The 21,753-nt window shown below is 65.8% G+C and carries 25 protein-coding genes; 18 read left to right on the top strand and 7 right to left on the bottom strand.

The features are described 5' to 3' along the window. The first annotated feature begins 21 nt into the window (after nucleotides 1–21). A complete protein-coding gene (gene flgK / locus AC1Q7F_RS04845; protein ID WP_492504368.1) occupies nucleotides 22–1,482 on the top strand; it encodes a flagellar hook-associated protein FlgK in 1,461 nt (486 codons plus the stop codon). Between the two features lie 3 nt (nucleotides 1,483–1,485). Beyond that, complete coding sequence (locus AC1Q7F_RS04840) at nucleotides 1,486–2,544, top strand: flagellin N-terminal helical domain-containing protein (protein WP_492504366.1); 1,059 nt, start codon at nucleotides 1,486–1,488, stop codon at nucleotides 2,542–2,544. A 164-nt stretch (nucleotides 2,545–2,708) separates the two neighbouring features. Here AC1Q7F_RS04840 and map read toward each other — a convergent pair whose 3' ends face one another. The 3 genes from map to AC1Q7F_RS04825 form a co-directional block, all read right to left on the bottom strand. Next, nucleotides 2,709–3,494 carry a type I methionyl aminopeptidase gene (gene map, locus AC1Q7F_RS04835; protein ID WP_492504364.1) on the bottom strand — a complete coding sequence of 262 codons (786 nt, stop codon included), beginning with the start codon at nucleotides 3,492–3,494 and terminating at the stop codon, nucleotides 2,709–2,711. After that, on the bottom strand, nucleotides 3,491–3,703 hold the full coding sequence (locus AC1Q7F_RS04830; protein ID WP_492504362.1) for a ParD-like family protein: 213 nt from the start codon (nucleotides 3,701–3,703) through the stop codon (nucleotides 3,491–3,493). Before AC1Q7F_RS04830 ends, map begins: the two co-directional genes overlap by 4 nt. Before the next feature lie 242 nt (nucleotides 3,704–3,945). Next, nucleotides 3,946–4,734, bottom strand: coding sequence for a response regulator transcription factor (locus AC1Q7F_RS04825; RefSeq protein WP_492504360.1), 789 nt, complete (start codon nucleotides 4,732–4,734; stop codon nucleotides 3,946–3,948). A 273-nt stretch (nucleotides 4,735–5,007) separates the two neighbouring features. Here AC1Q7F_RS04825 and AC1Q7F_RS04820 point away from each other — a divergent pair, with 273 nt between their 5' ends. From AC1Q7F_RS04820 to AC1Q7F_RS04785, 8 genes are all read left to right on the top strand, one after another. Next, nucleotides 5,008–6,132, top strand: coding sequence for a flagellar basal body P-ring protein FlgI (locus AC1Q7F_RS04820; protein WP_492504358.1), 1,125 nt, complete (start codon nucleotides 5,008–5,010; stop codon nucleotides 6,130–6,132). Continuing rightward, entirely contained in the window at nucleotides 6,132–6,434 is a 303-nt protein-coding gene (locus AC1Q7F_RS04815; RefSeq protein WP_492504356.1) for a rod-binding protein, read from the top strand. The genes AC1Q7F_RS04820 and AC1Q7F_RS04815 overlap by 1 nt, the downstream gene beginning before the upstream one ends. Nucleotides 6,435–6,437: 3 nt before the next feature. Then, complete coding sequence (locus AC1Q7F_RS04810; RefSeq protein ID WP_492504354.1) at nucleotides 6,438–6,911, top strand: hypothetical protein; 474 nt, start codon at nucleotides 6,438–6,440, stop codon at nucleotides 6,909–6,911. 160 nt (nucleotides 6,912–7,071) lie between these two features. Continuing rightward, nucleotides 7,072–7,923, top strand: coding sequence for a flagellin N-terminal helical domain-containing protein (locus AC1Q7F_RS04805; protein WP_492504352.1), 852 nt, complete (start codon nucleotides 7,072–7,074; stop codon nucleotides 7,921–7,923). 144 nt (nucleotides 7,924–8,067) lie between these two features. Then, complete coding sequence (gene flaF / locus AC1Q7F_RS04800; protein WP_492504350.1) at nucleotides 8,068–8,421, top strand: flagellar biosynthesis regulator FlaF; 354 nt, start codon at nucleotides 8,068–8,070, stop codon at nucleotides 8,419–8,421. Between the two features lie 15 nt (nucleotides 8,422–8,436). Further along, the gene (locus AC1Q7F_RS04795; protein WP_492504348.1) at nucleotides 8,437–8,877 is read left to right on the top strand and encodes a flagellar biosynthesis repressor FlbT; all 441 of its coding nucleotides are present in this window, start codon (nucleotides 8,437–8,439) and stop codon (nucleotides 8,875–8,877) included. Between the two features lie 70 nt (nucleotides 8,878–8,947). Continuing rightward, nucleotides 8,948–9,280 (top strand): hypothetical protein, encoded by a 333-nt coding sequence (locus AC1Q7F_RS04790; protein WP_492504346.1) that lies wholly within the window; start codon nucleotides 8,948–8,950, stop codon nucleotides 9,278–9,280. Continuing rightward, nucleotides 9,277–10,782 carry a DUF1217 domain-containing protein gene (locus tag AC1Q7F_RS04785; protein ID WP_492504344.1) on the top strand — a complete coding sequence of 502 codons (1,506 nt, stop codon included), beginning with the start codon at nucleotides 9,277–9,279 and terminating at the stop codon, nucleotides 10,780–10,782. The genes AC1Q7F_RS04790 and AC1Q7F_RS04785 overlap by 4 nt, the downstream gene beginning before the upstream one ends. 183 nt (nucleotides 10,783–10,965) lie before the next feature. Here the strand turns inward: AC1Q7F_RS04785 and fliI are convergent, their stop codons facing one another. Further along, a complete protein-coding gene (fliI, locus tag AC1Q7F_RS04780) occupies nucleotides 10,966–12,357 on the bottom strand; it encodes a flagellar protein export ATPase FliI (RefSeq protein ID WP_492504342.1) in 1,392 nt (463 codons plus the stop codon). Between the two features lie 159 nt (nucleotides 12,358–12,516). Between fliI and AC1Q7F_RS04775 the strand changes: the two genes are divergently transcribed. The 8 genes from AC1Q7F_RS04775 to AC1Q7F_RS04740 all read left to right on the top strand — a co-directional run bounded on the left by AC1Q7F_RS04775 (nucleotide 12,517) and on the right by AC1Q7F_RS04740 (nucleotide 18,628). Then, a complete protein-coding gene (locus AC1Q7F_RS04775) occupies nucleotides 12,517–12,912 on the top strand; it encodes a flagellar basal body protein (protein ID WP_492504340.1) in 396 nt (131 codons plus the stop codon). 14 nt (nucleotides 12,913–12,926) lie between these two features. Then, nucleotides 12,927–13,346, top strand: coding sequence for a flagellar basal body rod protein FlgC (flgC, locus tag AC1Q7F_RS04770; RefSeq protein ID WP_492504338.1), 420 nt, complete (start codon nucleotides 12,927–12,929; stop codon nucleotides 13,344–13,346). 13 nt (nucleotides 13,347–13,359) lie between these two features. Next, nucleotides 13,360–13,680, top strand: coding sequence for a flagellar hook-basal body complex protein FliE (fliE, locus tag AC1Q7F_RS04765; protein WP_492504336.1), 321 nt, complete (start codon nucleotides 13,360–13,362; stop codon nucleotides 13,678–13,680). Between the two features lie 57 nt (nucleotides 13,681–13,737). Next, on the top strand, nucleotides 13,738–14,007 hold the full coding sequence (gene fliQ, locus AC1Q7F_RS04760) for a flagellar biosynthesis protein FliQ (RefSeq protein WP_492504334.1): 270 nt from the start codon (nucleotides 13,738–13,740) through the stop codon (nucleotides 14,005–14,007). Next, nucleotides 14,004–14,612, top strand: coding sequence for a lysozyme family protein (locus AC1Q7F_RS04755; RefSeq protein ID WP_492504332.1), 609 nt, complete (start codon nucleotides 14,004–14,006; stop codon nucleotides 14,610–14,612). The genes fliQ and AC1Q7F_RS04755 overlap by 4 nt, the downstream gene beginning before the upstream one ends. A gap of 104 nt (nucleotides 14,613–14,716) precedes the next feature. Next, nucleotides 14,717–16,783: a flagellar biosynthesis protein FlhA gene (gene flhA / locus AC1Q7F_RS04750; protein ID WP_492504330.1), complete on the top strand. Its 2,067-nt coding sequence runs from the start codon at nucleotides 14,717–14,719 to the stop codon at nucleotides 16,781–16,783. Further along, nucleotides 16,780–17,547 carry a flagellar biosynthetic protein FliR gene (locus AC1Q7F_RS04745; RefSeq protein WP_492504328.1) on the top strand — a complete coding sequence of 256 codons (768 nt, stop codon included), beginning with the start codon at nucleotides 16,780–16,782 and terminating at the stop codon, nucleotides 17,545–17,547. Before flhA ends, AC1Q7F_RS04745 begins: the two co-directional genes overlap by 4 nt. 1 nt (nucleotide 17,548) lies before the next feature. After that, nucleotides 17,549–18,628, top strand: coding sequence for an EscU/YscU/HrcU family type III secretion system export apparatus switch protein (locus AC1Q7F_RS04740; RefSeq protein ID WP_492504326.1), 1,080 nt, complete (start codon nucleotides 17,549–17,551; stop codon nucleotides 18,626–18,628). A gap of 7 nt (nucleotides 18,629–18,635) precedes the next feature. Here the strand turns inward: AC1Q7F_RS04740 and AC1Q7F_RS04735 are convergent, their stop codons facing one another. The 3 genes from AC1Q7F_RS04735 to AC1Q7F_RS04725 form a co-directional block, all read right to left on the bottom strand. Then, nucleotides 18,636–18,872, bottom strand: coding sequence for a hypothetical protein (locus AC1Q7F_RS04735; RefSeq protein ID WP_492504324.1), 237 nt, complete (start codon nucleotides 18,870–18,872; stop codon nucleotides 18,636–18,638). Between the two features lie 125 nt (nucleotides 18,873–18,997). After that, nucleotides 18,998–20,494, bottom strand: coding sequence for a hypothetical protein (locus AC1Q7F_RS04730; protein WP_492504322.1), 1,497 nt, complete (start codon nucleotides 20,492–20,494; stop codon nucleotides 18,998–19,000). A gap of 209 nt (nucleotides 20,495–20,703) precedes the next feature. Beyond that, complete coding sequence (locus AC1Q7F_RS04725) at nucleotides 20,704–21,726, bottom strand: flagellar motor switch protein FliG (RefSeq protein ID WP_492504320.1); 1,023 nt, start codon at nucleotides 21,724–21,726, stop codon at nucleotides 20,704–20,706. Between the last annotated feature and the right edge of the window lie 27 nt (nucleotides 21,727–21,753).

Here is a 21,753-nt window from a genome sequence, read left to right as displayed (position 1 = left end):
CTTGGCAGAGAGGTAACGATCATGAGCATCGGTCTCGCCTTGCAAACGGCATTGAGCGGCCTGCAGGCCAATCAGACCAAGTCGGCGATCCTGTCCCGCAATATCGCCAATGCCACCACGCCGGGCTATACCCGCAAGGAAGCCGTCCTGACGTCGGTGTCTATCGGCGGGGAGGGCAGGGGCGTCCAGGTCAGCGATTTCCGCCGCAGCGCCGATGCCTCCCTGGCGCGGGAGACAAGGGTGCAGGCGTCGGCCAGTGCGGCGCAGACCGCACGCGCGGAAATCCTGTCCGTCTATACCCAGACCATCGGCCAGCCGCAGGAGGAACGCAGCTTCAGTGCCGCCCTGGCCACCCTGGAGCGGGCCTTCTACGGTCTGGAAGACCTGCCGGAAAGCCCGACGCAGCAGCGCGCCGTGGTCGATGCCGCCATCAATCTGGCCAGCCGGCTGGGCGATGCCAACAAGGCCATCGCCAATGCCCGCGAACAGGCCGATGCCGGCATCGGCGATGCGGTGACCGGTATCAATGATGCGCTGAAGCGACTTGAGGACCTGAACCGTCAGGTGGCGGTGCGCACCGGCAGCGGCCAGGACATCTCCGAACTGGAGGATGAACGCGACCGGCTGCTGGACGGCTTGTCGGAACAGATCGGCATCCAGTATTTTACCCGCGACGCCAACGCCATCGTGGTGATGACCACGGGCGGCGTGACCCTGCTGGACGAGACGGCGCGGGAGATCGAGTTCACCCGTACCCCCGTGATCGGTGCCACGGCCAGCTATGCCAGCGGCGGCCTGTCCGGCCTGACGGTCGACGGGGTGGATATAGCGCCCGGCAGCGGGTACCCCAACCCGGTCAAGGGCGGGCGGCTGGAAGGCCTGTTCGCCGTGCGCGACCAGGCGATGCCGGAGATGCAGCGCCAGATCGACGAGGTGGCCAGCGTGCTGGCCGACCGGTTCCAGCAGGCCGACGCGTCGGTCGGCGCCACGGCGACGGGCCTGTTCACGGAAAATGGCGCGCGGCACAATCGGGCATCGGGCAATATCACCGGCATGGCCGGCCGCATCCAGGTCAATGATCTGGTCCGGCTGGATGCCGGTGGCGACCCGGCCCGGGTGCGCACCGGCCTGCACGCCGCCGCCGGCGATGTCGGCGACACGACACAGGTTCGCGCCTTCCTGGGCGTGTTCTCCACCAGCGTTTCCTTCAGCGCGGCGGCCGGCCTGATGACCAGCGGCACGGTGAAGGATTTCGCCAACGCCGCCATCGGCCAGCAGCATGCGGTACGTGCATCGGCGGAGAACAGTGCCAAGTCGCTGGACATCCAGCTGGAGACGGTGCGCGCCACCCGCGAGGGACGGGAGGGCGTGAATATCGATGAGGAATTGCAGGAACTGATCGTGCTGGAACGCAGCTACGCCGCCAATGCCCAGATCATGCAGGTGGCCAGCCGCATGCTCGACAAGCTGTTGGAGATCTGACCCATGACACTCAGCACCGTTTCCACCCTGTCGCTGGCCCGCCAGACCCGCAACAATGTGCGGGTCACGCAGACCGAGATGCAGACCTTGCAGCAGGAACTGTCCACCGGCCGCAAGATCGACGTGGCCGGCAGCCTGGGCAGCCGGGCCGCCGCCTTGCTGGACCTGCGCAATGTGCGCAGCGAGATCGACCAGTTCCAGACGGCCATGTCGTCGCAGGCCGCCCGGATGACGGCGATGCAGGATGCGATGACCGCCATGCGTGATGCCACGACCAAGGTCCGCGATCTGGCCCTGACCGCGTCGGGCGGCGGCTCGGACACCACCAACGCCGTCATCGACGACGCGGCCAAGGATGCGCTGCGCACCGTCACCAACATGCTGAACAGTTCGATGAGCGGGCGCTTCCTGTTCGGCGGCACGCGGTTCGACCAGACGCCGATCCAGGCGGTGGACCAGGCCGCCCCCTCCGGACTGTCGCCCAATGCTGCCATCCAGCAGGTGCTGACGGCGGCCGGTCCCCTGACCAGTGCCGCCGCCGTCGATGCCATGATCGACGGGCCGAACGGGCTGTCGGCTTTGTTCAACGATACCCGCGTGCCGGCGGCGGGCAATTTCTCCAACACCTTCTTCCATGGTTCCACCGATCCGGTGGTAGCGCGGGCGGAAGGGTCGGTCACCGTCACCTATGGTGCCACCGCCGGCGACCAGGCGGTGCGCGACCTGCTGAAGGGCCTGCACCTGCTGAGCGCCGTCCCGGCCGACAGCGTGCCGGACGCCGCCTATAAGCGGCTGGCGGAACGGGCCTGGGGCATGGTCAGCGGTGCCATGGAACAGTTGACGGAGACGCAGAGCATCCTGGGCCTGGAGGAACAGACCATCGGGCGCATGCAGGATCGGCTGGAGGTGGAACAGACCCTGGTCTCCACCCAGATCGTCAAGCTGGAGGAGGCGGACCCCTATGACGCGACCCTGCGCCTGGACGTGCTGCGCAACCAGTTGGAGGCGACCTTCGCCGTGACCAGCAGCCTGGGCAAGCTGTCGCTGGCCAATTATCTGTAGGTTCCATTCCCGAAAATAGCGTCGGCTCTTCTCTTTCGCCTTCCCGGCGAAGGCCGGGACCCAGGGGCCACAAGCCCGACCTATCGGCAGCTTTGGTCCAGGCGGCGTTGAGGTTTGATCCTTTGGCCCCTGGGTCCCGGCATTCGCCGGGAAGGCGATTGGATTTAAACATGGCTGATCGCCGACCCCGACTTGCGCTCATCCGGGCGCAAGGTCAGGACCGACACGCCGGATGCGGTGACGGCAACAGTATGCTCGAACTGTGCGGACAGTGACCCGTCCTGGGTCTTGACGGTCCAGCCATCCTCTTCCGTCTGCACGCCCCGCCGGCCGCGGTTCAGCATCGGTTCGATGGTGAAGACCATGCCCTCGCGCAATAGAAGGCCAGTGCCCGGCTTGCCGAAATGCAGGATCTGCGGTTCCTCATGCATTTCGCGGCCGATGCCGTGACCGCAATATTCGCGCACCACGGAATAGCCAGCGCGCTTGGCATGACGTTCGATGGCATGGCCGATATCGCCCAGCCGGGCACCGGGACGAACCACCTTGATGCCCATCCACAGCGCGTCATAGGTGGTCTGGACCAGCCGTTTGGTGGCGGGATCGACGCTGCCGACCAGATAGGTCTTGCTGCTGTCGGCGATATAGCCGTCCTTTTCCAGGGTGATGTCGAAATTGACGATGTCGCCGTTGCGCAGCACGGTCGATGCCGACGGCACACCATGGCAGACCACGTCATTCACCGATGAATTCAGGACGAAGCCATAGCCATACTGGCCCTTGCTGGCCGGCCTTGCCTGCAGGTCGTGGACAATGAAATTCTCGACCATCTCGTTGATGTCCAGCGTCGATCTGCCGATCAACGGGGTCTTGTCCAGCAGGGCGAACACCGATGCCAGCAGCCGGCCGGATTGGGCCAGCAGCGCCAGTTCCCAGGCTTCCTTGATCATGCGGCGTTGACGGCCGGCGACGGGGCCGACACGCCGGCGGCAGCCAGTTCGCGTTCCATGATCTGGGTGAAGCTCAGCGTCGGATTGGTCTCGCACAGCATGCCGATCTTGATCCAGAAGGCGGCCTGGGCGTTGATCGACCGGCAGGTGACCTTGGCGACCCGCCGTAGCTGTTCGTGCAAGTCATCCTCGATATTCACGATGCCCATGGCTGGTTCCATATATGATCCATATACGAATCATATATAGGTTGGCGATGAAAATGCCAAGCGCCGCGTCGGGCCGGGGGAGGCTTCTGCCGTCACCCCGGCCCCTTCCATGGGTGCGAACCGGCGGTTCATCCGGCCGGTTTCCATTGGACCTGGACGCAAACCGCCATGGAAAGGTTGAACGCCGCCGATGGGATGCCCGTGGCGGGCGACCCCATCGATCAATTCCATAACCCCGCTTGTCAGGCGCTGGCACCGGCACCCGTGCGGGCACCGGCACGGATCAAGGCGGCGGGAATGGCCGGGACGGACTTGATCAGGGTGGGCTCCCCGGCATCACGCTCATCCTCCGACGGTGCCTCGAACTTGTAGCCGCGGCCATAGACGGTCTCGATATACTTGTCGCCGCCTGTCGCCTCCGCGATCTTCTTGCGAAGCTTGCAGATATAGACGTCGATGACCTTGTCCAGCGGGTCGGACCCGGACAGCGTATACACCGTCTCGTAGATCTTCTCCTTCGACACGACGCGGCCGACATTCAGGGCCAGAACGCTGAAGATCGCATGCTCACGGTGCGACAGGCGCAGGCGCTGTCCGTCCACCGCCGGGTCGCGGCCGTCCAGGAAGACGGTCAGGCGGCCCACGGTCAATTCGGGCGAACTGTGGCCATGGGCGCGCCGACGCACGGCATGCAGCCGCGCCTCGATCTCCTGCGGGTTGATCGGCTTCACCAGTACGTCGTCGGCACCCGCCCGCAGATGCTGGATGGTTGAGGTGACGCAGCGGTGTGCCAGCAGGCTGACGATGATCACCGGGCCCACCACCGCCCGCAGCCGGGCGATGAAAGCCTCAGGCCCGGCAGCGCTGCTGACCAGGATCGCGTCGTAGTTCTCCAGGGAGCCATCCTTCTCGGCAATAAATGTCTCCACACTGTCCTGCGTCTGCTGTTCGCAACGAACGCCGACGCGGCCAATGGCGCGGGAGATTGCTCCGGCGATGGTCTGATCGTTCTCGATCAACAAGACTCGCATTGCCCCAACTCCTGATTTGAGTAAAATTCTACAGGAATTTTACAAGATCGACGAGAGCAGAAGAAAAACTTCTAATTTGTTTGTATTTCCGCACCATTTTCGCCTTTCGTTCTGCTCACAAAGAGCAATGACTACCCATAACGGTACAGTCAAGCCGAGATCGACTCAGATAATTAAATGGATATTAACGTGCCGTTTGGGGAAATCTTGGAAAAGCCGCTTTAACCCTGTCGTGCCATGATGGCGCCGTTCACTAATCTTAAGGGGTCGGAAATGGTTGAGCGCCGCCATATCCGTGGCTTTCTCGCCTTGATTGTCGCCGGCCTTGTGGCCCTGCCGGGGCCCGTCCAGGCCCAGATGCGCATCAAGGATCTCGTCGAGGTGGAGGGGGTGCGCGGAAACCAATTGCTGGGTTATGGGCTGGTCGTCGGGCTGAATGGCACGGGAGATCGTTTGCAGAATTCGCCCTTCACGCAGCAGAGCCTGGAGGGCATGCTGGAACGGTTGGGGGTCAATATCACCGGCCTGAACGTGAAGACCCGCAATGTGGCGGCGGTGATGGTGATGGCGGAACTGCCACCCTTTCCCCGCCAGGGGACGCGTGTGGATGTCTCCATTTCCACCATGGGCGACGCCAAGAGCCTGGCCGGCGGCAACCTGATCGCCACCCCGCTGATGGGCGCCGACGGCAAGATCTATGCGGTGGCGCAGGGGCCCGTCGCCACCTCCGGATACGCAGTGGAAGGGGCGGCGGCCAGCGTCACCAAGGGGGTGCCGACCTCCGGCCGCGTGGCCAATGGCGCCATCGTGGAACGCGAGGTGGATTTCGATCTGGATTCCCTGGCGCGTGTCCGGCTGGCACTGCGCAACCCGGACTTCTCCACCGCCAACCGGATCGCGGCGGCCGTCAACCAGAGCCTGGGCGGCGGCGTTTCGCGGGCCACCGACCCGACGACGGTGGAGGTGATGGTGCCCGTCGCCTACCAGGGTGACATTGCCGGCCTGCTGACCCGGATCGAAACCATCCAGGTCAAGCCCGATCAGGTGGCCCGTGTCGTCATCGATGAACAATCGGGCACCATCGTCATGGGCGAGAATGTGCGCATCAGCACCGTGGCCATCGCCCAGGGCAATCTGACGGTACGGGTGGAGGAGGCGCCTCAGGTGTCCCAGCCGGCCCCCTTCACCCAGCAAGGCCAGACCGTGGTCGTGCCCCGCACCCAGATCGCCGTGGATGAGGGGGAGGGCAAGCGCCTGAACGTCCTGGAGGGCGGCGTTTCCCTGAATGAACTGGTCAATGGATTGAACCGGCTGGGCGCCACGCCGCGCGACATCATCGTCATCCTGCAGGCGATAAAGGCGGCCGGTGCCCTTCATGCCGATCTGGAGGTGATGTGATGGAGATAGCGGAAATCCAGCCCCCCGCACGGGCCCTGCCGGCCATCGGTCCCCTGACAGGTGCCGCCGCCACGGAGGCGGCCCGGAAATTCGAGGCGCTGCTGCTGAGCCAGGCGTTGAATTCCATGTTCGAGGGCGTGTCGACCGAGGGCATGTTTGGCGGCGGATATGCCGAGGAAGTGTTCCGCGGCATGATGCTGGACAGCGTGGCCGAGAGTATGGCGTCCAGCCAAGGCGGCTTCGGCATTGCTGGCCATGTCCGCGCCCAGATCGCTCAATATGACCAGTCGCGGGAGGGCTGAGCGATGAATGTCGGTGCGTTGTCCCCTGATATGCGCCTGCGCCTGGCCGAGGCGTTCGAGGTGCTGACCGCCTTGCTGGAGGAGGAAACCAGCCGGGTGTCGAAGGCGCAGTCTGACGGGCTGGAGCTTTATTTCAACACCAAGCGCCGGCTGTTCGAACAGCTGGGCATCCTGCTGCGCGAAGCCAACCGCGCCCCGCCGCTGCCGGTCTTCGCCGCCGATCCGGGTGAAGACGGGGTTGAGCCGGTGGAAGACCCGGCCCCGCCGGAGCGGGTGCGTATCGCCGCCGCAAGATTGTGTGCGGCGACCCGCGCCAACACCATCGCCCTGCAGGCAGCGCAAGAGGCAGTGACCGCCGTCGCCAAGCGCCTGGGCCGTGTGGCCGAACGCCAGCGCGCCGACGGCGTCTATGGCCGCAGCGGCACCGCCGCCCGGCGGGCCATGCCGGGGTACGGGCGGATCGATCATAATCTCTAAAGATGTATACCCTTGTGGCAGCACTGCTTTTTAAGCGGATTTAATCTCTGCCTGCCACAGTCAACACAGCTTCCGGGCTGGGCCACAGATGCCCCCTAACCCCGGCAGCGGCTGCGTCAGAAGGCGCTGGATCCATATCCATCCACGAAGGAGAATGATCATGGCTGCTTCTATTCTGACGAACGTCGGCGCGATGGTTGCGCTGCAGACCCTGAACAAGACCAGCAAGGATTTGCAGACGGTTCAGGATCGCATTTCTACCGGCATGAAGGTCGGCACCGCCAAGGACAACTCGTCCTACTGGGCCATCTCCACCGTCATGAAGTCCGATGTGTCGGCCCTGAAGGCGCTGAACGAGAACATCGCCATCAACGCCGCCACGGTGCAGACCGCCCGCGTCGGCTCTGAAAACATCCAGAAGCTGCTCAGCGAAGTGAAGAACCAGCTGGCCCTGGCCACGTCGGCTTCGGTCGATCACGCCAAGGTCGGCGACGAGCTGGACAGCCTTGCCAGCAACATCCAGAACACCATCGACAGCGCCAGCTACAATGGTGAGAACCTGCTGGACAATGCCAACACCCGCACCCTGACCGTGTCGATCAACCGCGCCGGTGCCGCCATCACGGCGGTGACCGACACGATCGACGGCCAGGACATGACGGCGGTCCAGACCTTCGTGGCCGGCCTGTCGGCCCTGATCACCGCCGGTGCCGACGGTTCGGCCAACGCCGCCGTCGCTCAGGCCCAGCTGCTGGCCCTGGAAACCCACATGGACACGGTCATCAGTGCCGCCGCCGAATTCGGTAACGTCGGCAAGCGCCTGGAGTTGCAGGCCGATTTCACCAGCAAGCTGGTGGACAGCCTGAATGAAGGTATCGGCACCCTGGTCGATGCCAACCTGAACGAAGAATCGGCCCGTCTGCAGGCCCTGCAGGTCCAGCAGCAGCTGGGCATCCAGGCTCTGTCGATCGCCAACCAGGCGCCGCAGAACATCCTGTCGCTGTTCCGTTAATAACGGATCGGTGAATTCGAGGGGCCGGTCGCAAGACCGGCCCCTTATTTACATCCATATTACCGGGTATTTTTCATTTCATCGCCGTTTAATCGCCGGCTGTTACTCTTTGATCCTCGCTTTTATTCAAGGGGACGATTGTCAATGAGCGTCGCAGCCTATCGCCAGTCCGTCATGGACACGGCCAGCCCCCGGCAGTTGGAACGCAAGGTCTTTCAGCAGGTCACCATGGACCTGGAGACGGCGACCCGCAGCAACGACGCCCTGGCGCGCATCCGCGCCATCGACCGCAACCGCCGGCTCTGGATGACGCTGGTGGCCGATGTGGCGGATCCGGGCAACCTGCTGCCGGACCAGCTGAAGGCGGGGCTGATCTCGCTGGGCCTTTGGGTTGACCGGTACAGCGGCACGGCCCTGTCCACCGACCGGCCACTCGGCCCCCTTGTCGATGTCAATCGGACCGTCATGCAGGGGCTGGCTGCCGCGCCTGTGAACTGATCTGGAAGGTGCGCCATGGGATTGAAGCTGAAGCTGAAGCCCTTCGAAAAATTCATCGTCAACGGGGTGGTGATCGAAAATGGCCGTCACCGCAATACCGTGACCGTCGCCAACCACGCCCAGGTGATGACCGGCCGCTCCATCCTGCAGCCGGAGGAGGCGACGACGCCGGTCAAGCGTACCTATTACGCCGTGCAGGCCATGCTGCTGGATCCTCCCAACGCGGCGCGCCAGAAACTGCTGTACGACGCGCTGATCGCCCAGCTGCACACGGCGATCCTGGACCCGGACATGACCTATCACCTGGCCGATGCCGACCGGCATGTGCGCGAGGGGGATTTCTACAAGGCGCTGGCCGCACTCCGGCCCGTCATCAGTTACGAGGCGATTTTGCTGCCGTCCGTCGGGTCGGTGGCGTCGGCCGAACCGCCGCCAGAACGGGCGGCCGGTGTGTAGGCGCCCCGAAGGCAGGGGGGCAAGGCCGGTCTTCGGGAAGCGGCGGGGGCCGCCGCAACAGGAGGGGACCATGAGTGATCGAAAGCAGGTCGAGGCGGTTTCCCCATCGGAAAATGCCGCGCGGCGGCGTATGCCGGAGCCGGTTCCCCCGATGGACCGGGTGGCGGACCGCGAGGCGGACAAGAATGTGAAAGTTCCCCCGGTGGCCGTGAAGCCGCCGGTGGAGCCGTCGCCGGCCTTCCGTCCCTATCGCGTGCTGCTGGACCCGGAGACGCAGCGCCTGTTCACCGAGGTGCTGGATACAGCCACCGGCGACGTGCTGCTGCGCATCCCCGCCGGCTATGTGCCGCCTGACGACGAGGCTGGCGGTGTCGGGCCGCAGCGGCGGGAGGTGGAGCTATGAGCATCGTCGGCTTCGGCGCCAGCAATGTGACGGGCGGTTTCGGTTCGTCCCTGGTGCAATGGCGGCTGCTGTCGCGCACCCAGGAACGGCAGAAGGCCATGATGATGGCCGATCCGGTCAACAGCGCCGACACCGCCTATGCCAGGTCCAAGCTGCCGCAGGTCGGGTCGGTGGATGAGCTGATGTCCGACCGCCGTGTCTATACCTATGTGATGCGGGCCTTCGGGCTGGAGGATCAGGTTAATTCCCAGGCGCTGGTGCGCAAGGTGCTGGAAAGCGACCTGTCGGATACGGCGTCGGTCGCCAACCGCATGGGCGACCAGCGGTTCCGTGAACTGGCCGGCGCCTTCAATTTCGGCCCCAACAGTGCCAAGACCGGCACCTCCTTCGCCGATCAGATCGGCGACCGTTACGTCACCGCCCTGTTCGAGCAGGAGATCGGCCAGCGCAACCAGGCGCTGGAAATGATGCTGGGCTTCTCCCGCCAGTTGCCGACCAAGACCAGTTGGGCTTCGGTGATGGACGACCCGGACATGGCGGAAGTGGTGCGCACCGTCTATGGCCTGTCCGAACCGATCGGCCCCGCCGATGCCAAAAGCCAGGCCGAGGCGCTGGAGAACACTATCCCGTTCGCGGAGATGAAGCTGGCGCCCACCCTGGCGGTGTTCCGCAACAATTTCCTGGATGTCTGGGACTATAACGGCAATCCGCGCGGCAGCCCGGTATCGTCCAAGGTGCAGTGGGAGATGATGGCCAGCACCTATGACCGCGACAAGGCCGCCGTGGCCGCGCGGTACGAGGTGAAACGGACTCTGCTGTCCCTGGAACAGAAGCTGCCGGGGCTGGAGGTGGGCAGCGACCTGCTGGCCGACCGCAACCTGTTGGCCACCGTCCTGAAGGCCTTTGACCTGGAGGACAAGGCGGGCGACACCAATTACCTGCGCAAGGTTCTGGCCAGCGACCCGGCCGATGCCAAGAGCTTCGCCGCCATGGCGGGCGAGCGGGAAAAGAACCTGGCCCTGGCCTTCAGCACCATCAATAGTGGGGCCAAGCGGCGCGGCAGCCCGGCCTCCGTCAATGATGTCGTCAAACGCTATGAGACGCAGAGCTTCGAGGTGTCGGCCGGCAACGCCAACGAGGCGCTGCGCCTGGGCCTGTATTTCCAGCGCAAGTCGGCGGGCATCACCAGCTGGTATCAGGTGCTGGCCGACAAGGCCCTGGCGGAGTTCGCCCGCACCGCCCTGGGCCTGCCCGATCAGGCCGCCCAGATCGACCTGGACCGGCAGGTGGACATCCTGCAAAGCCGCTTCGACATCAAGAAGCTGAAGGACCCGGCGGAAGCGGGGAAATTGGTTGAACGCTTCATGATGATGTACGACGTGAACGGCAATAGCAGCAATGCGGCGGCGGGGAACGCGGCCGTGCAACTGCTGTCCGGCAGCGGGCGGACGACCATCGACGCATCGACGCTGATGGCCCTGGCAACGACGCGGCGGTGGTGAGGGGGGTGGCTGCCAGGGTTCCACCGTCACCCCGGCGAAGGCCGGGGCCCAGCGTAAGGCGCGGTTAGCGCCGATATGACTCTTATCGCGGCCGACGCCGCTTATGCTGGGCCCCGGCCTTCGCCGGGGTGACGGTTGCTAGAGCGGCAGCGATGGTGCCCACGCCCCTCACAAAGGCGCCCCTCACCCCCGCCGCTTCACCGCGATCCCCGCCTTCTTCGGCGGTTCCGGCGGGGCAGGGGGTGGTGCCGTCAGGTCCGCCTGGATGGCGTCCAGCACGGCGAAGCCCTGGGCCGCCGGCGTCGTCTCGCCCTTCTTCTGGCGCATGAATTCCTGGAGCGAGGGCTGGGCCTTGATGGCCTGGTCCACTTCCGCGTCACTGCCGGCGCGATAGGCGCCCAGGCGGATCATCTCGTCCATCGCCTCGTACCGCGACAAGAGCGCCCGCGCGCCGGCCACCGTCTCATTCTCCGCCGGCGAATGACATCCGGGCAGGGCGCGTGACACGCTTTTCAGCACATCGATGGCCGGATAGCGGCCGCGTTCGGCGATCTTGCGGTCCATGACGATATGGCCGTCCAGGATGCCGCGCACGGCGTCGGCCACCGGCTCGTCATGGTCGCCGCCATCGACCAGCACGGTGAAGACACCCGTGATGTCGCCCGTGCCGTCGGCCCCCGGCCCGGCGCGTTCCAGCAGGCGGGGCAGTTCGGCAAAGGTGCTGGGCGGATAGCCCTTGGTGGTCGGTGGCTCACCGGCCGACAGGCCGATCTCCCGCTGGGCCATGGCGAAGCGGGTGACGCTGTCCATCATGCACAGCACGTCGCGGCCGGCATCGCGGAAATACTCCGCCACGGCCATGGTCAGATAGGCGGCCTGACGCCGGGCCAGCGCCGGCTCGTCGCCTGTGGCGACGATGACCACGCTGCGCGCCAGCCCATCGGCCCCCAGATCATCCTGGATGAATTCCTGCACCTCGCGCCCACGCTCACCGATCAGGCCGATGACATTGACATCGGCCGCGCTGGACCGGGCCAGCATGGCCAGCAGGGTGGATTTGCCCACGCCCGACCCGGCGAAAATGCCCAGACGCTGGCCCCGGCAGAGCGGTGTGAAGGCGTCGATGACGCGGATGCCCGTCTCCAGCCGCGCGCCCATGCGGCGGCGTTCGAAGGCCGGCGGCGGCAGGGCGCGCAGCGACCGGTTGGCATCGCCCAGCCCGACATGGCCCTTGCCATCGATAGGGCGGCCGAAGGCATTGATCACGCGGCCCAGCCAGCTTTCATCCGGCCGCACCAGGCCCGAGGCGATGCCGGCTTCCACCTTTGATCCCAGGCCGATCCCTTCCATCGACGCAAAGGGCAGCAGCACGGCGCGACCCTGGCGGAACCCCACCACCTCGCACGGTACCGGGCGGCCGTCGCGGGTCAGGGCCTTGCAGCCATCGCCCACCGACAGGCGGCGCTCCACCCCCTCCACCTCCATCGAAAGGCCCGAGCAGGTGACGACCTGACCATGGAAGCGGGGGCCGGGCAATTGTTGGATATCGGCCAGAAGGCCGGCCAGGATGGTCATGGGGCGGGTCCCGATGCTGGGTTTTCAGGCCCCCATCCTTGGAAGCACGCGATTAAAGCCGGTTAAAAGCCGGCGACGGCGGCCGGGCGCTTAAACGCGGCTTTAAGTCGGCCATGGAAGCATCCCCCCATATCCGGCCCTCCTGGGAGTATCGCTGAGATGGATTTGAACGCCATCGGCCTGTTCAACCTGGCCAGCCGCCGCATGGATTACCTGTCAGCCCGGCACAAGGTGCTGGCGGAGAATATCGCCAATGCCGACACGCCCGGCGCGCGGGCCCGCGACCTGAAACCGTTCAGCTTCGCCGAGGCGCTGAAGGGGGCGGGGGTGGAGCAGGCGCGCACCGATGCCGCCCATCTGGAGCCTCTGCGCCAGGCCGCCGCGTTCCGCGAGGATCGCCGGGTGGATGTCTATGAGACGGCACCAGACGGCAATGGCGTGGTGCTGGAGGAACAGATGATGAAGACCGCCGAGGTGCGCCAGCAATACGACCTGGCCGCCAACCTGTTCCAGAAGAATGTCGCCATGCTGCGCCATGCCTTCACCGGCCGCTGAGGGGGAGTTTTACCATGGCAATCGACAATCTCGCCGCCTCCTTCGGCATCGCCGCATCGGGCATGAAGGCGCAGACCACGCGCCTGCGGGTGGTGGCGGAGAATATGGCCAACGCCAATTCCACATCGGAGGTGTCGGGTGGTGATCCCTATCGCCGCAAGACGCTGGTCTTCTCCACGGTCATGGACCGGGCGCTGAAGGCCGATACGGTGGAAGTGAAGCGGGTGGGCCACGACATGGGCGATTTCCGGCTTGAGTACGATCCTGGCCACCCGGCGGCCGATGCCGACGGCTATGTCAAGCTGCCCAACGTCAACAGCCTGGTCGAGGCCATGGACATGCGCGAGGCCGGCCGGTCCTATGACGCCAATCTGAACGTGATGCAGCAGGCCCGCGCCATGCTGGGCCGCACCATCGACATGCTGCGCGGCTGAGGGAGAGACCAACATGCACGTTGTTCCCGTATCGGGCGTCACCGGCGCCTATGCTGCCGGCAAGATGCCCGGCATCGCCGGTCCGGCCGGCATCACTGATGTCGCCGTCCCGGCCCGTGGCTCCTTCCCGGAGATCGTGGGCCAGGCCGTCAAGGATGCCATCGCCACCATGCGCAATGGCGAGCAGGTGGCCGCTTCCGGCCTGCAGGGCAAGGCCACCGCGCAGGAGGTGGTGCAGGCCACCATGTCGGCGGAATTGACCGTGCAGGCCGTGAGCGCGGTGCGCGACAAGCTGGTGAATGCCTATCTCGACATCATGCGCATGCCGATCTGAGGGGTGTCCATGTATGGGTAGTGAGAGCGGAAGCCCAGCCCCCCAGGGACCCACATCATGACCCAAGCCGACGTCCTGGACCTGCTGCGCAGCGGCATCTGGACCGTGATCTGGGCGGCGACGCCGCCTCTGGTCGTGGCGCTGGTCGTGGGGTTCGGCATTTCCCTGATGCAGGCGCTGACCCAGGTGCAGGAGGCGACATTGTCCTTCGTGCCCAAGATCGTGGCCATCATGGTGACGGTGGTGCTGGCGCTGCCCTTCATGTTCCATGTGCTGGCAAGTTTCTGGGCGGAGATCGTGACCCGCATCGGCGGCGTGCCGCCATGAGATGGCTGGCCCTGCTGCTGTTACTGCTGGGGACCCTGCCGGCGATGGCGGGCGATGCCACCCTCTGCCTTGATGCCATCCGCGATGCGGAAAAGCAGATGCGCATGCCCGGCCGCCTGCTGATCGCCATCGGCGTCACCGAGGCGGGGCGCGAGGTGGATGGCCGCCTGACCGTCTGGCCCTGGACCGTGAATGCCGAGGGCCAGGGGCGGTATTTCCCCGACAAGGCCTCTGCGCTCGCCCATGTGAAGGCCTTGCGCAAGCGTGGGGTGCGGTCCATCGATGTCGGCTGCATGCAGGTCAACCTGCATTGGCATCCCCAGGCCTTCCCCGACCTGGAAACGGCCTTCGACGCGCAAGCCAATGTCGCCTATGCCGCCGGCATGCTGAAGGAATTTCATGGCGACCTGCGCAACTGGACGCGGTCGGTGAAACATTACCATTCGCGCACGCCCGACAAGGGCGATGCCTATTTCGACCGGGTGGCGGCCAATCTGCGGCTGGTGCTGCTGCGTCGCAACGACCTGGCCGACATGCCACCCCGTCCACCGCGCCGGGATATCAATAACGGCGAACCCTGGGCCCTGCCGCCCCGCATGGGTTAGGGGATGGGGTTCAAGGGCGGGGAAGACCGTGGGCCCGCCCTTGAACCCCAGTTTTACCCGCCCCTGCCTAATCTGGCCTGACATATCCCGGAGAACCGAGCCCCATGTCTGCCGCCACCGCCCTGCCTGAAGGCCTGCGCCATCGCGACGTGTTCTTCGCATTGGGGCTGGTCTTCATCCTGACCGTCCTGATCCTGCCCGTCCCGACCTGGATGCTGGATATGGGTCTGGCGCTGTCGATGGCGATCAGCGTGCTGATCCTGATGGTGGCGCTGTGGATCAACCGGCCGCTGGATTTCTCCAGCTTCCCGACCGTGCTGCTGGTCGCCACCATGCTGCGGCTGGCACTGAACCTGGCATCGACCCGGCTGATCCTGTCGGGCGGGCATACGGGCACCGATGCGGCCGGCCATGTCATCATGGGCTTTGCCGATTTCGTCATGGGCGGCAATTTCGTCATCGGCCTGATCGTCTTCTGCATCCTGATGCTGGTGAATTTCATCGTCATCACCAAGGGTGCCAGCCGCATCGCCGAGGTGGGCGCGCGCTTCGCGCTGGACGCCATGCCTGGCAAGCAGATGGCCATCGATGCCGACCTGTCCTCAGGTTTGATCGACGAGGGGGAGGCGCGGCGGCGGCGGTCGGAACTGGAACAGGAAAGCCAGTTCTTCGGTGCCATGGATGGTGCGTCAAAATTCGTGCGCGGTGATGCCGTCGCCGGTCTGGTCATCACCGCCATCAATGTCCTGGGCGGCCTGATCATCGGTGTGGCCCAGCATGACATGGCGTTCGGCGAGGCCGCCCATAATTACACCGTCCTGACCATCGGCGATGGGCTGGTGACGCAGATCCCGGCCCTGATCGTGTCGCTGGCTGCCGGCCTGCTGGTGTCCAAGGGCGGCAACCAGGGTTCCATCGAACAGGCGCTTCTGAACCAGCTGGGCGGATATCCCAAGGCGCTGGGCGTTGCCGGCGCGCTGCTGCTGCTGCTGGGCCTGACGCCGGGCCTGCCCTTCCTGCCTTTCTTCATCCTGGCCGCGGGCGCGGGCGGGCTGGCCTGGTACCTGCCGCGCAATGCGGCGCGTCTGGCCGAACAGAAGCGCCATGACGAGCTGCTGGCCGCCAAGGCCCCCACGGCGGAAGAGCCGGTGGCCGACATGCTGCGGGTGGACGATATCAGGGTGGAGCTGGGGGGCGGTCTTGTGCCGCTGATCCTGGACCCGGCCATGGGCCTGTCGGCCAAGGTGCGGCGCCTGCGCAAGCGCTTCGCCACCGAATTCGGCTTCCTGCTGCCATCGGTGCGCCTGCGCGACAGTGCGTCGGTATCGATGAATGCCTATGAGATTTCCATCCAGGGCGTGATGATCGCCAAGGGTGAGGTGCAGGTGCGCAAGATGCTGGCCATCGACCCGCGCAACCAGGGCATCGACATTCCCGGCACCGACACGCGCGAGCCCACCTTTGGCCTGCCGGCGCGCTGGATCGAGCCGGTGCAGGCCGAGGAGGCGGAGTTGAAGGGCTTCACCGTCGTCGATCCCGACAGCGTCATCACCACCCATCTGGCGGAAATCATCAAGGAGCATATGCCCACATTGCTGGGCTATGCCGCCACCAAGCGCCTGCTGGACGAACTGGACCGCGAGCATCAGAAGCTGGTCGCCGACCTGATCCCCGGACAGGTCAGCCTGTCGGTGGTGCAGCGGGTACTGCAGGCGCTGTTGGCCGAACGCGTCTCCATCCGCAACCTGCCTTTGATCCTGGAAGGCATATCGGAGGCGGCGGCCTGGACCCGCAATGTGACGCTGATGACGGAGCATGTGCGTTCCCGCCTGTCGCTGCAGATCTGCCAGGCTTTGACCACGCCCGACGGGTCCATCCCCGTCATCGTGGTCAGCCCGGAATGGGAACAGGCCTTCCTGGACAATATCATCGAGCAGGGGGAGGACCGGCAATTCGTGATGCCGCCTTCCACCGTGCAGGATTTCCTGATGGCGGCGCGCACCCGCATCCAGGCACACGCCACGTCGGACTATTGGCCGGCCGTGCTGGTGACGCCGGCAGCCCGGCCCTTCGTGCGCTCGCTGCTGGAACGGGTCAGCCCGTCCACGCCGGTGATCTGCCATAGCGAGCTGCACCGCAAGGCCCCCGTCACCACCATCGACCAGATATGAATCTCCCCCTCGCCCAACTGCTGACAGCCGAACTGTACGGTCTGCTGCTGGTGCTGGTCCGGACAGGCGCCGCTCTGTCCATGCTGCCGGGATTCGGGGAGATGGCGGTACCCATGCAGACAAGGTTGGCCGCCGCCTTGGGCCTGTCGCTGGCGCTGGCTGCCATCGTGCCGGGCCTGCCTGCGGCGGCCCCCGACGCCGTGTCCGACCTGCTGCGCCATGTGTTCGGGGAGTTGATCGCCGGGGCCGTGCTGGGTGTGTGTGCCCGCATTCTGTTTGCGTGTTTGCAGATGGCGGGACAGGTGATCTCCCAGTCCATCGGCCTGTCCAACATCTTCGCCCTGCCCGGCACGGGGTTTGAGGGCGGGTCGGTGGCCGGGTCCTATCTGATGCTGGGCGGGCTGGTGCTGATCTTCGTCACCGATATGCATCACGTGATCATCCGGGCCCTGGTGGACAGTTACCGCCTGATGCCGGCGGCGAAGATTCCCGACATGGGATTGCTGGCGCGCATGACGTCGGACGCGGTCACCCTGTCCTTCCGCATGGCCGCACAGTTCGCGGGGCCGTTCCTGGTGCTGGGCTTCGTCTATAATGTCGGGTTGGGGCTGATCAACCGGGCCATGCCGCAATTCGCGGTGTTCTTCATCGGCCTGCCCATCTCCATCCTGGGCGGCCTGTTCATCCTGGCCGCCACCATCGCCGCCATCCTGACCGGCTTCCTGGACGGGTTCGGCGGCTGGCTGCTGCGTTTCGGCGGGTGAGATGGCGGAACAGGGCGATGACAACCAGAAGACCGAAGAACCGACCCAGCGAAAACTGGACGAGGCCAAACGGCGCGGCGACGTGCCGACCAGCCGCGAGGTCGGGGCGGCCCTGGCCATCCTGGCGGCCCTGATCATGGTCGGCGGGCTGGGCCCTGGCATGGCGGCGGGGCTGGCGGGGGAGTTCCTGGCCCTGGTGGAAAATCCCGGCGACATCGTGCTGACCAGCCCGGCCGATGCCTTCCACCTGATTGCCGGTCTGGCGGGTGGGGTGGGGTTGGTGCTGCTGCCGGCCGCGGGGCTGCTGCTGGCGGCGGGCCTGCTGGGGGCGGTGGGCCAGGGCAGCATCGTCATCGCGGGGGAACGCATCCAGCCCAAGATGGCCCGCCTGTCGCCGCTGGCCGGGCTGAAGCGGTTGCTGTCGCTGCGCAATCTGGTGGAGTTCCTGAAGGGCCTGGGCAAGGTGGTGGCCATCACCATCGCCTTCGTCCTGGTGGTTTCACCCACCCTTGATCAGGCAGAGGCCATGGTCCTGACCGATGCCGGTGTGCTGCCCCTGCTGCTGATCGATGTGACGGTGGACCTGTTGCTGGGCGTGCTGGTGGCGGTGATCATCATCGCCGTCCTGGACCTGCTGTGGCAGCGCCTGTCCTGGCGCCGGCAGCAGCGGATGAGCATGCAGGAGCTGAAGGAGGAATTCCGTCAGGCTGAAGGCGACCCGCACTTGAAGGCCAAGATCAAACAGCTGCGCCGCGACCGGGCCCGCAACCGCATGTTCGCCGAACTGCCCAGCGCTACGGTGGTCATCACCAACCCGACGCACTTTGCCGTCGCCCTGCGCTATGACCTGTCCAAGGCGCCGGCCCCCATCTGCGTGGCCAAGGGCATGGATCTGGTGGCGCTGCGCATCCGCAAGGTGGCGACCGACCACCATGTGCCCATCGTGGAAAACCCGCCGCTGGCCCGCACCCTTCACGCCGGTCTGGAGATCGGCGAGGAGGTGCAGCCCGAGCATTATGTCATGGTGGCGGAACTGATCGCCTATGTCCTGAACCTGAAGGTGCAGAACACGGTGGTATAAACCCCGTTCAGCAGCGCCCTTCCGCCGTCACCGTCAGCAGGCTCTGGGTCAACAAGGTGCGCTGCAGGGCCGGCACATGGCCCAGCCCGTCGGGAACATCCAGATTGTAGCTGGCGATGGAGGCACCTTCCGCCAGGCAGGTCAGAAGCTGGTGCAGACGGGCCAGCCCGCGCTCATCGCTGAGCTGGGCGGCCAGATCGAGAAGGCGGTGAAGTTCGGTTTCCAGCGATGCGACGACGAGCATTCGGTTCCTCCATTCGTACAATACCAAATCGGCTGTGCTCTGTTCGGAATTCCTGTCCATAAGGCAAAGCCAGACGGGAATTTTCCTAAAAATTGATACGAACGGGGTTAAACCAGCGTTAAAGATCACGCGTTACGCTCGCATGTCACACGAGCACCATCAGGCATCATTTCCGCCATGAAAGGCCCGCGTCCCCAGTGCAGGCGCAGGCTGGACCGCACCTCCAATCCGGCCAATGCCTTATCGACCACCTGCTCGAAATAGTCGCGCAGGGCGGGGGGTGGCAGCAGCGAGATCGACAGGTCCAGCATTACCCTATCGGGTAGGCTCAGACCCCGCAGCTGCACCGGTCCCAGGGCACTCAAATCCATGCCCAGGGTGAAGGCGGTGGCCGTCACTTCCTCTGCCTCCCGTCCTTCCTGTGCCGATTCCGGATCAGACGGCAATGTCAGTCCCGGATTGGTGGCCAGCAGCATGACCGACGGCCGGTCGCCCTCCATGAAGGGCACCAGCAGCGTCGTCCAGACCGACCCGTCGGCCGCCATGCGCGGGGTGGTCACCATCCCTTCCTCGATCCGTGCCAGGGCGGCCGCCTCCCCCCGCGTCACGTGGCGCATCTGCTCCTCCCCCAGCCAGGCGCGGACCCCGCCATTGCGGGCCCCGAACAGATAGAGCATCAGGGCAGCACTCCCCAGCCGGTCGGCACGCGGCAGGAAGGCCGCCATGCGCGCCACCATGCCGGGATGGGCCAGCGCCTGGGCCAGCACCAGATCGGGCCGGGTGGCCGCCAGGTCACGGGCCAGCGGCAGCGGCAGGTCTGGCGGGGGCGGGTCCACCAGGGGGGATGCTGCCTGCCGGGTCGTCAGGGCATCGCCCTGCTGGGCCAGGGCTGCCTGCTGTTGCAAATCCTGAGTGCCGGCACGGGCCCCTTTGGCGATGTCGGGCACGGCCTGGGCGCTGTGCGCGGCGGCGATGGCGCGGGGGGCGTCCGGGACGGGGGCCGCCGTCACGGCGGGGCCGGGGCGGGGCGGCTGCATGGCACCGGCGCTGGCCAGCAGTTGCGGGTTGCCGGACGGGGTCGTGGCGGCCTGCGGCTGAGCATTGGTTGCCACCGTGGCCGCCACCGCACTGCTGGTGGACACGACCGGCCGCGGCGCGGTGCCCGGCTGCAGGCCGGCGTCGCTGCCGGCCGCCAGCATGCCGCGCAACGCCACCTCCGCTCCGGCAACGGGCGGGCGGGTGCCGGTGGCGACCGAGGCGGTGCGCTCGGGTGTGGCCAGGGCCTGGACATTGGCAGCTCGTGCCCCCGGCCCCAGGGTGACGGAAACGACGCTGCCGGGCGCCAGATCGCTGGGCCAGGCGCCGGGCACCGGGCGCAGCAGCACGGTGCCGGACCCGGTGACCAGCGGCAGGTCACCCTCCGGTGTGGCCATGCCCAGGGTGCCCGTCACCTGGGTCACGGTTCCCGCCAGCAGGTCGGGCGGGCGCGACAGGATGCCGGCCTGCATTTGCATGGCGGGAGGGCGCAAGGCGGCGGCAAGGCCGGCGGCACCGGCCTGTGCGGCGGTGGCGGCCTTTACCGCACCGATTGCGGCGGGGCCGCCGTATCTGTCGGTCGCCATGATGGTGGGTTCCTGGAGTGCTGTCGATATAAGCGGCAATTCCGAGGGGGTTGAGCCGCCCGGCTTCCGCCCCTTCCACCGTCACCCCGGCGAAGGCCGGGGCCCAAGTGACAAGCGCGTTGCTCTACGACTTGGGCCCCGGCCTTCGCCGGGGTGATGGTAGTGAGAGCGGGAAGGAAGTGCCCAGCAATTCCGCGCGGAATCCACCCTCAATAAATCAGCGCATTCGCCCCGTCGCCACGGTTGGAGATCAGGATCTCGCCTTCCTCGGCCAGTTGCTTGGCGGTGCGCAGGATGGACAGGCGCGCCTCCTCCACGTCCCCGGCGCGCACGGCCCCCATCAGCTCGATCTCGTCGCGGATCAGGTTGCCGGCGCGTTCGGACATGTTGGTCAGGAAATGCATCTGCATCTGATCGTCCAGACCCTTTAGCGCCAGGGCCAGCAGGTTGGTGTCGCAATTGCGGATCAGGGTCTGCAGGGCCGGCGGGTCCATGCGGGTTAGATCCTCGAAGGTGAACATCAGTTGCTTGATGCGCTGCGCGCTTTCCGGCATGCGGCGTTCCAGCGGCTCCATGATCGTGTCGAACAGCGACTTGTCGGTACGGTTCAGGATTTCCGCCATGATGGCGTGGCTGTCATGGCCGAGCGTGCGGACATAATTGGCCATGAATTCGCTGCGCAGGGTCTTTTCCACATCTTCCAGCACGTCGCGGGGCACGGCTTCCATCTTGATGATGCGCGACACCACCATCTGCACCAGATTCTGCGGCAGCAGGCCCAGCACGCGGGCGGCATGGTCGGCGCGGATCTTGGTCAGGACGACGGCGATGGTCTGCGGATGCTCGTTGCGCAGATATGTCGCCAGCACCTGCTCGCTGACATTGCTCATCTTCTCCCACATGGTGCGGCCGGCGGGGCCGCGGATATCGGCCATGATTTCCTGTACCCGGTCGCCCGTCATGAATTTGGACAGGAAGCGCTCGGTGGTGTCGAAGGTGCCGGCCAGCTCGCCCGTGCCGGCGAAACGCTCCGTGAAGTCGCGGATCAGCCGTTCGACCACCTTGCCGGAAATGGTGCCCAGCCCGGCCATGGCGTAGCTGACCTCGCGGATCTCGTCATCCTCCAGCCGCTCCATCAGGCGCGACCCGCGCTCCTCGCCCAGGGCCAGCAGGATGCAGGCGGCCTTCTCCAGCCCGTTCAGGCTCTTATGGTCGGTGCGCACTTTCAGCATCTGGGTTCTCCGCGAAGGGACCTTCAG

This window comes from Niveispirillum sp. GW835-FHT14G11 (assembly GCF_058793615.1).
The sequence above is the reverse complement of the archived record's forward strand: the minus strand, read 5'-3'. Positions and strand labels throughout refer to the sequence as shown.

What these genes read in the sequence shown, in the direction of transcription:
- AC1Q7F_RS04810 (WP_492504354.1), top strand. Translation starts at nt 6,438, where the DNA reads ATGAATGTCGGTGCGTTGTCCCCTGATATGCGCCTGCGCCTGGCCGAG.
- AC1Q7F_RS04805 (WP_492504352.1), top strand. Translation starts at nt 7,072, where the DNA reads ATGGCTGCTTCTATTCTGACGAACGTCGGCGCGATGGTTGCGCTGCAG.
- AC1Q7F_RS04785 (WP_492504344.1), top strand. Translation starts at nt 9,277, where the DNA reads ATGAGCATCGTCGGCTTCGGCGCCAGCAATGTGACGGGCGGTTTCGGT.
- flaF (WP_492504350.1), top strand. Translation starts at nt 8,068, where the DNA reads ATGAGCGTCGCAGCCTATCGCCAGTCCGTCATGGACACGGCCAGCCCC.
- AC1Q7F_RS04840 (WP_492504366.1), top strand. Translation starts at nt 1,486, where the DNA reads ATGACACTCAGCACCGTTTCCACCCTGTCGCTGGCCCGCCAGACCCGC.
- AC1Q7F_RS04735 (WP_492504324.1), bottom strand. Translation starts at nt 18,872, where the DNA reads ATGCTCGTCGTCGCATCGCTGGAAACCGAACTTCACCGCCTTCTCGAT.
- flgK (WP_492504368.1), top strand. Translation starts at nt 22, where the DNA reads ATGAGCATCGGTCTCGCCTTGCAAACGGCATTGAGCGGCCTGCAGGCC.
- AC1Q7F_RS04755 (WP_492504332.1), top strand. Translation starts at nt 14,004, where the DNA reads ATGAGATGGCTGGCCCTGCTGCTGTTACTGCTGGGGACCCTGCCGGCG.
- fliI (WP_492504342.1), bottom strand. Translation starts at nt 12,357, where the DNA reads ATGACCATCCTGGCCGGCCTTCTGGCCGATATCCAACAATTGCCCGGC.
- AC1Q7F_RS04830 (WP_492504362.1), bottom strand. Translation starts at nt 3,703, where the DNA reads ATGGGCATCGTGAATATCGAGGATGACTTGCACGAACAGCTACGGCGG.
- AC1Q7F_RS04825 (WP_492504360.1), bottom strand. Translation starts at nt 4,734, where the DNA reads ATGCGAGTCTTGTTGATCGAGAACGATCAGACCATCGCCGGAGCAATC.
- AC1Q7F_RS04740 (WP_492504326.1), top strand. Translation starts at nt 17,549, where the DNA reads ATGGCGGAACAGGGCGATGACAACCAGAAGACCGAAGAACCGACCCAG.
- flgC (WP_492504338.1), top strand. Translation starts at nt 12,927, where the DNA reads ATGGCAATCGACAATCTCGCCGCCTCCTTCGGCATCGCCGCATCGGGC.
- AC1Q7F_RS04820 (WP_492504358.1), top strand. Translation starts at nt 5,008, where the DNA reads ATGGTTGAGCGCCGCCATATCCGTGGCTTTCTCGCCTTGATTGTCGCC.
- AC1Q7F_RS04745 (WP_492504328.1), top strand. Translation starts at nt 16,780, where the DNA reads ATGAATCTCCCCCTCGCCCAACTGCTGACAGCCGAACTGTACGGTCTG.
- AC1Q7F_RS04795 (WP_492504348.1), top strand. Translation starts at nt 8,437, where the DNA reads ATGGGATTGAAGCTGAAGCTGAAGCCCTTCGAAAAATTCATCGTCAAC.
- map (WP_492504364.1), bottom strand. Translation starts at nt 3,494, where the DNA reads ATGATCAAGGAAGCCTGGGAACTGGCGCTGCTGGCCCAATCCGGCCGG.
- fliQ (WP_492504334.1), top strand. Translation starts at nt 13,738, where the DNA reads ATGACCCAAGCCGACGTCCTGGACCTGCTGCGCAGCGGCATCTGGACC.
- AC1Q7F_RS04775 (WP_492504340.1), top strand. Translation starts at nt 12,517, where the DNA reads ATGGATTTGAACGCCATCGGCCTGTTCAACCTGGCCAGCCGCCGCATG.
- AC1Q7F_RS04730 (WP_492504322.1), bottom strand. Translation starts at nt 20,494, where the DNA reads ATGGCGACCGACAGATACGGCGGCCCCGCCGCAATCGGTGCGGTAAAG.
- AC1Q7F_RS04725 (WP_492504320.1), bottom strand. Translation starts at nt 21,726, where the DNA reads ATGCTGAAAGTGCGCACCGACCATAAGAGCCTGAACGGGCTGGAGAAG.
- flhA (WP_492504330.1), top strand. Translation starts at nt 14,717, where the DNA reads ATGTCTGCCGCCACCGCCCTGCCTGAAGGCCTGCGCCATCGCGACGTG.
- AC1Q7F_RS04790 (WP_492504346.1), top strand. Translation starts at nt 8,948, where the DNA reads ATGAGTGATCGAAAGCAGGTCGAGGCGGTTTCCCCATCGGAAAATGCC.
- fliE (WP_492504336.1), top strand. Translation starts at nt 13,360, where the DNA reads ATGCACGTTGTTCCCGTATCGGGCGTCACCGGCGCCTATGCTGCCGGC.
- AC1Q7F_RS04815 (WP_492504356.1), top strand. Translation starts at nt 6,132, where the DNA reads ATGGAGATAGCGGAAATCCAGCCCCCCGCACGGGCCCTGCCGGCCATC.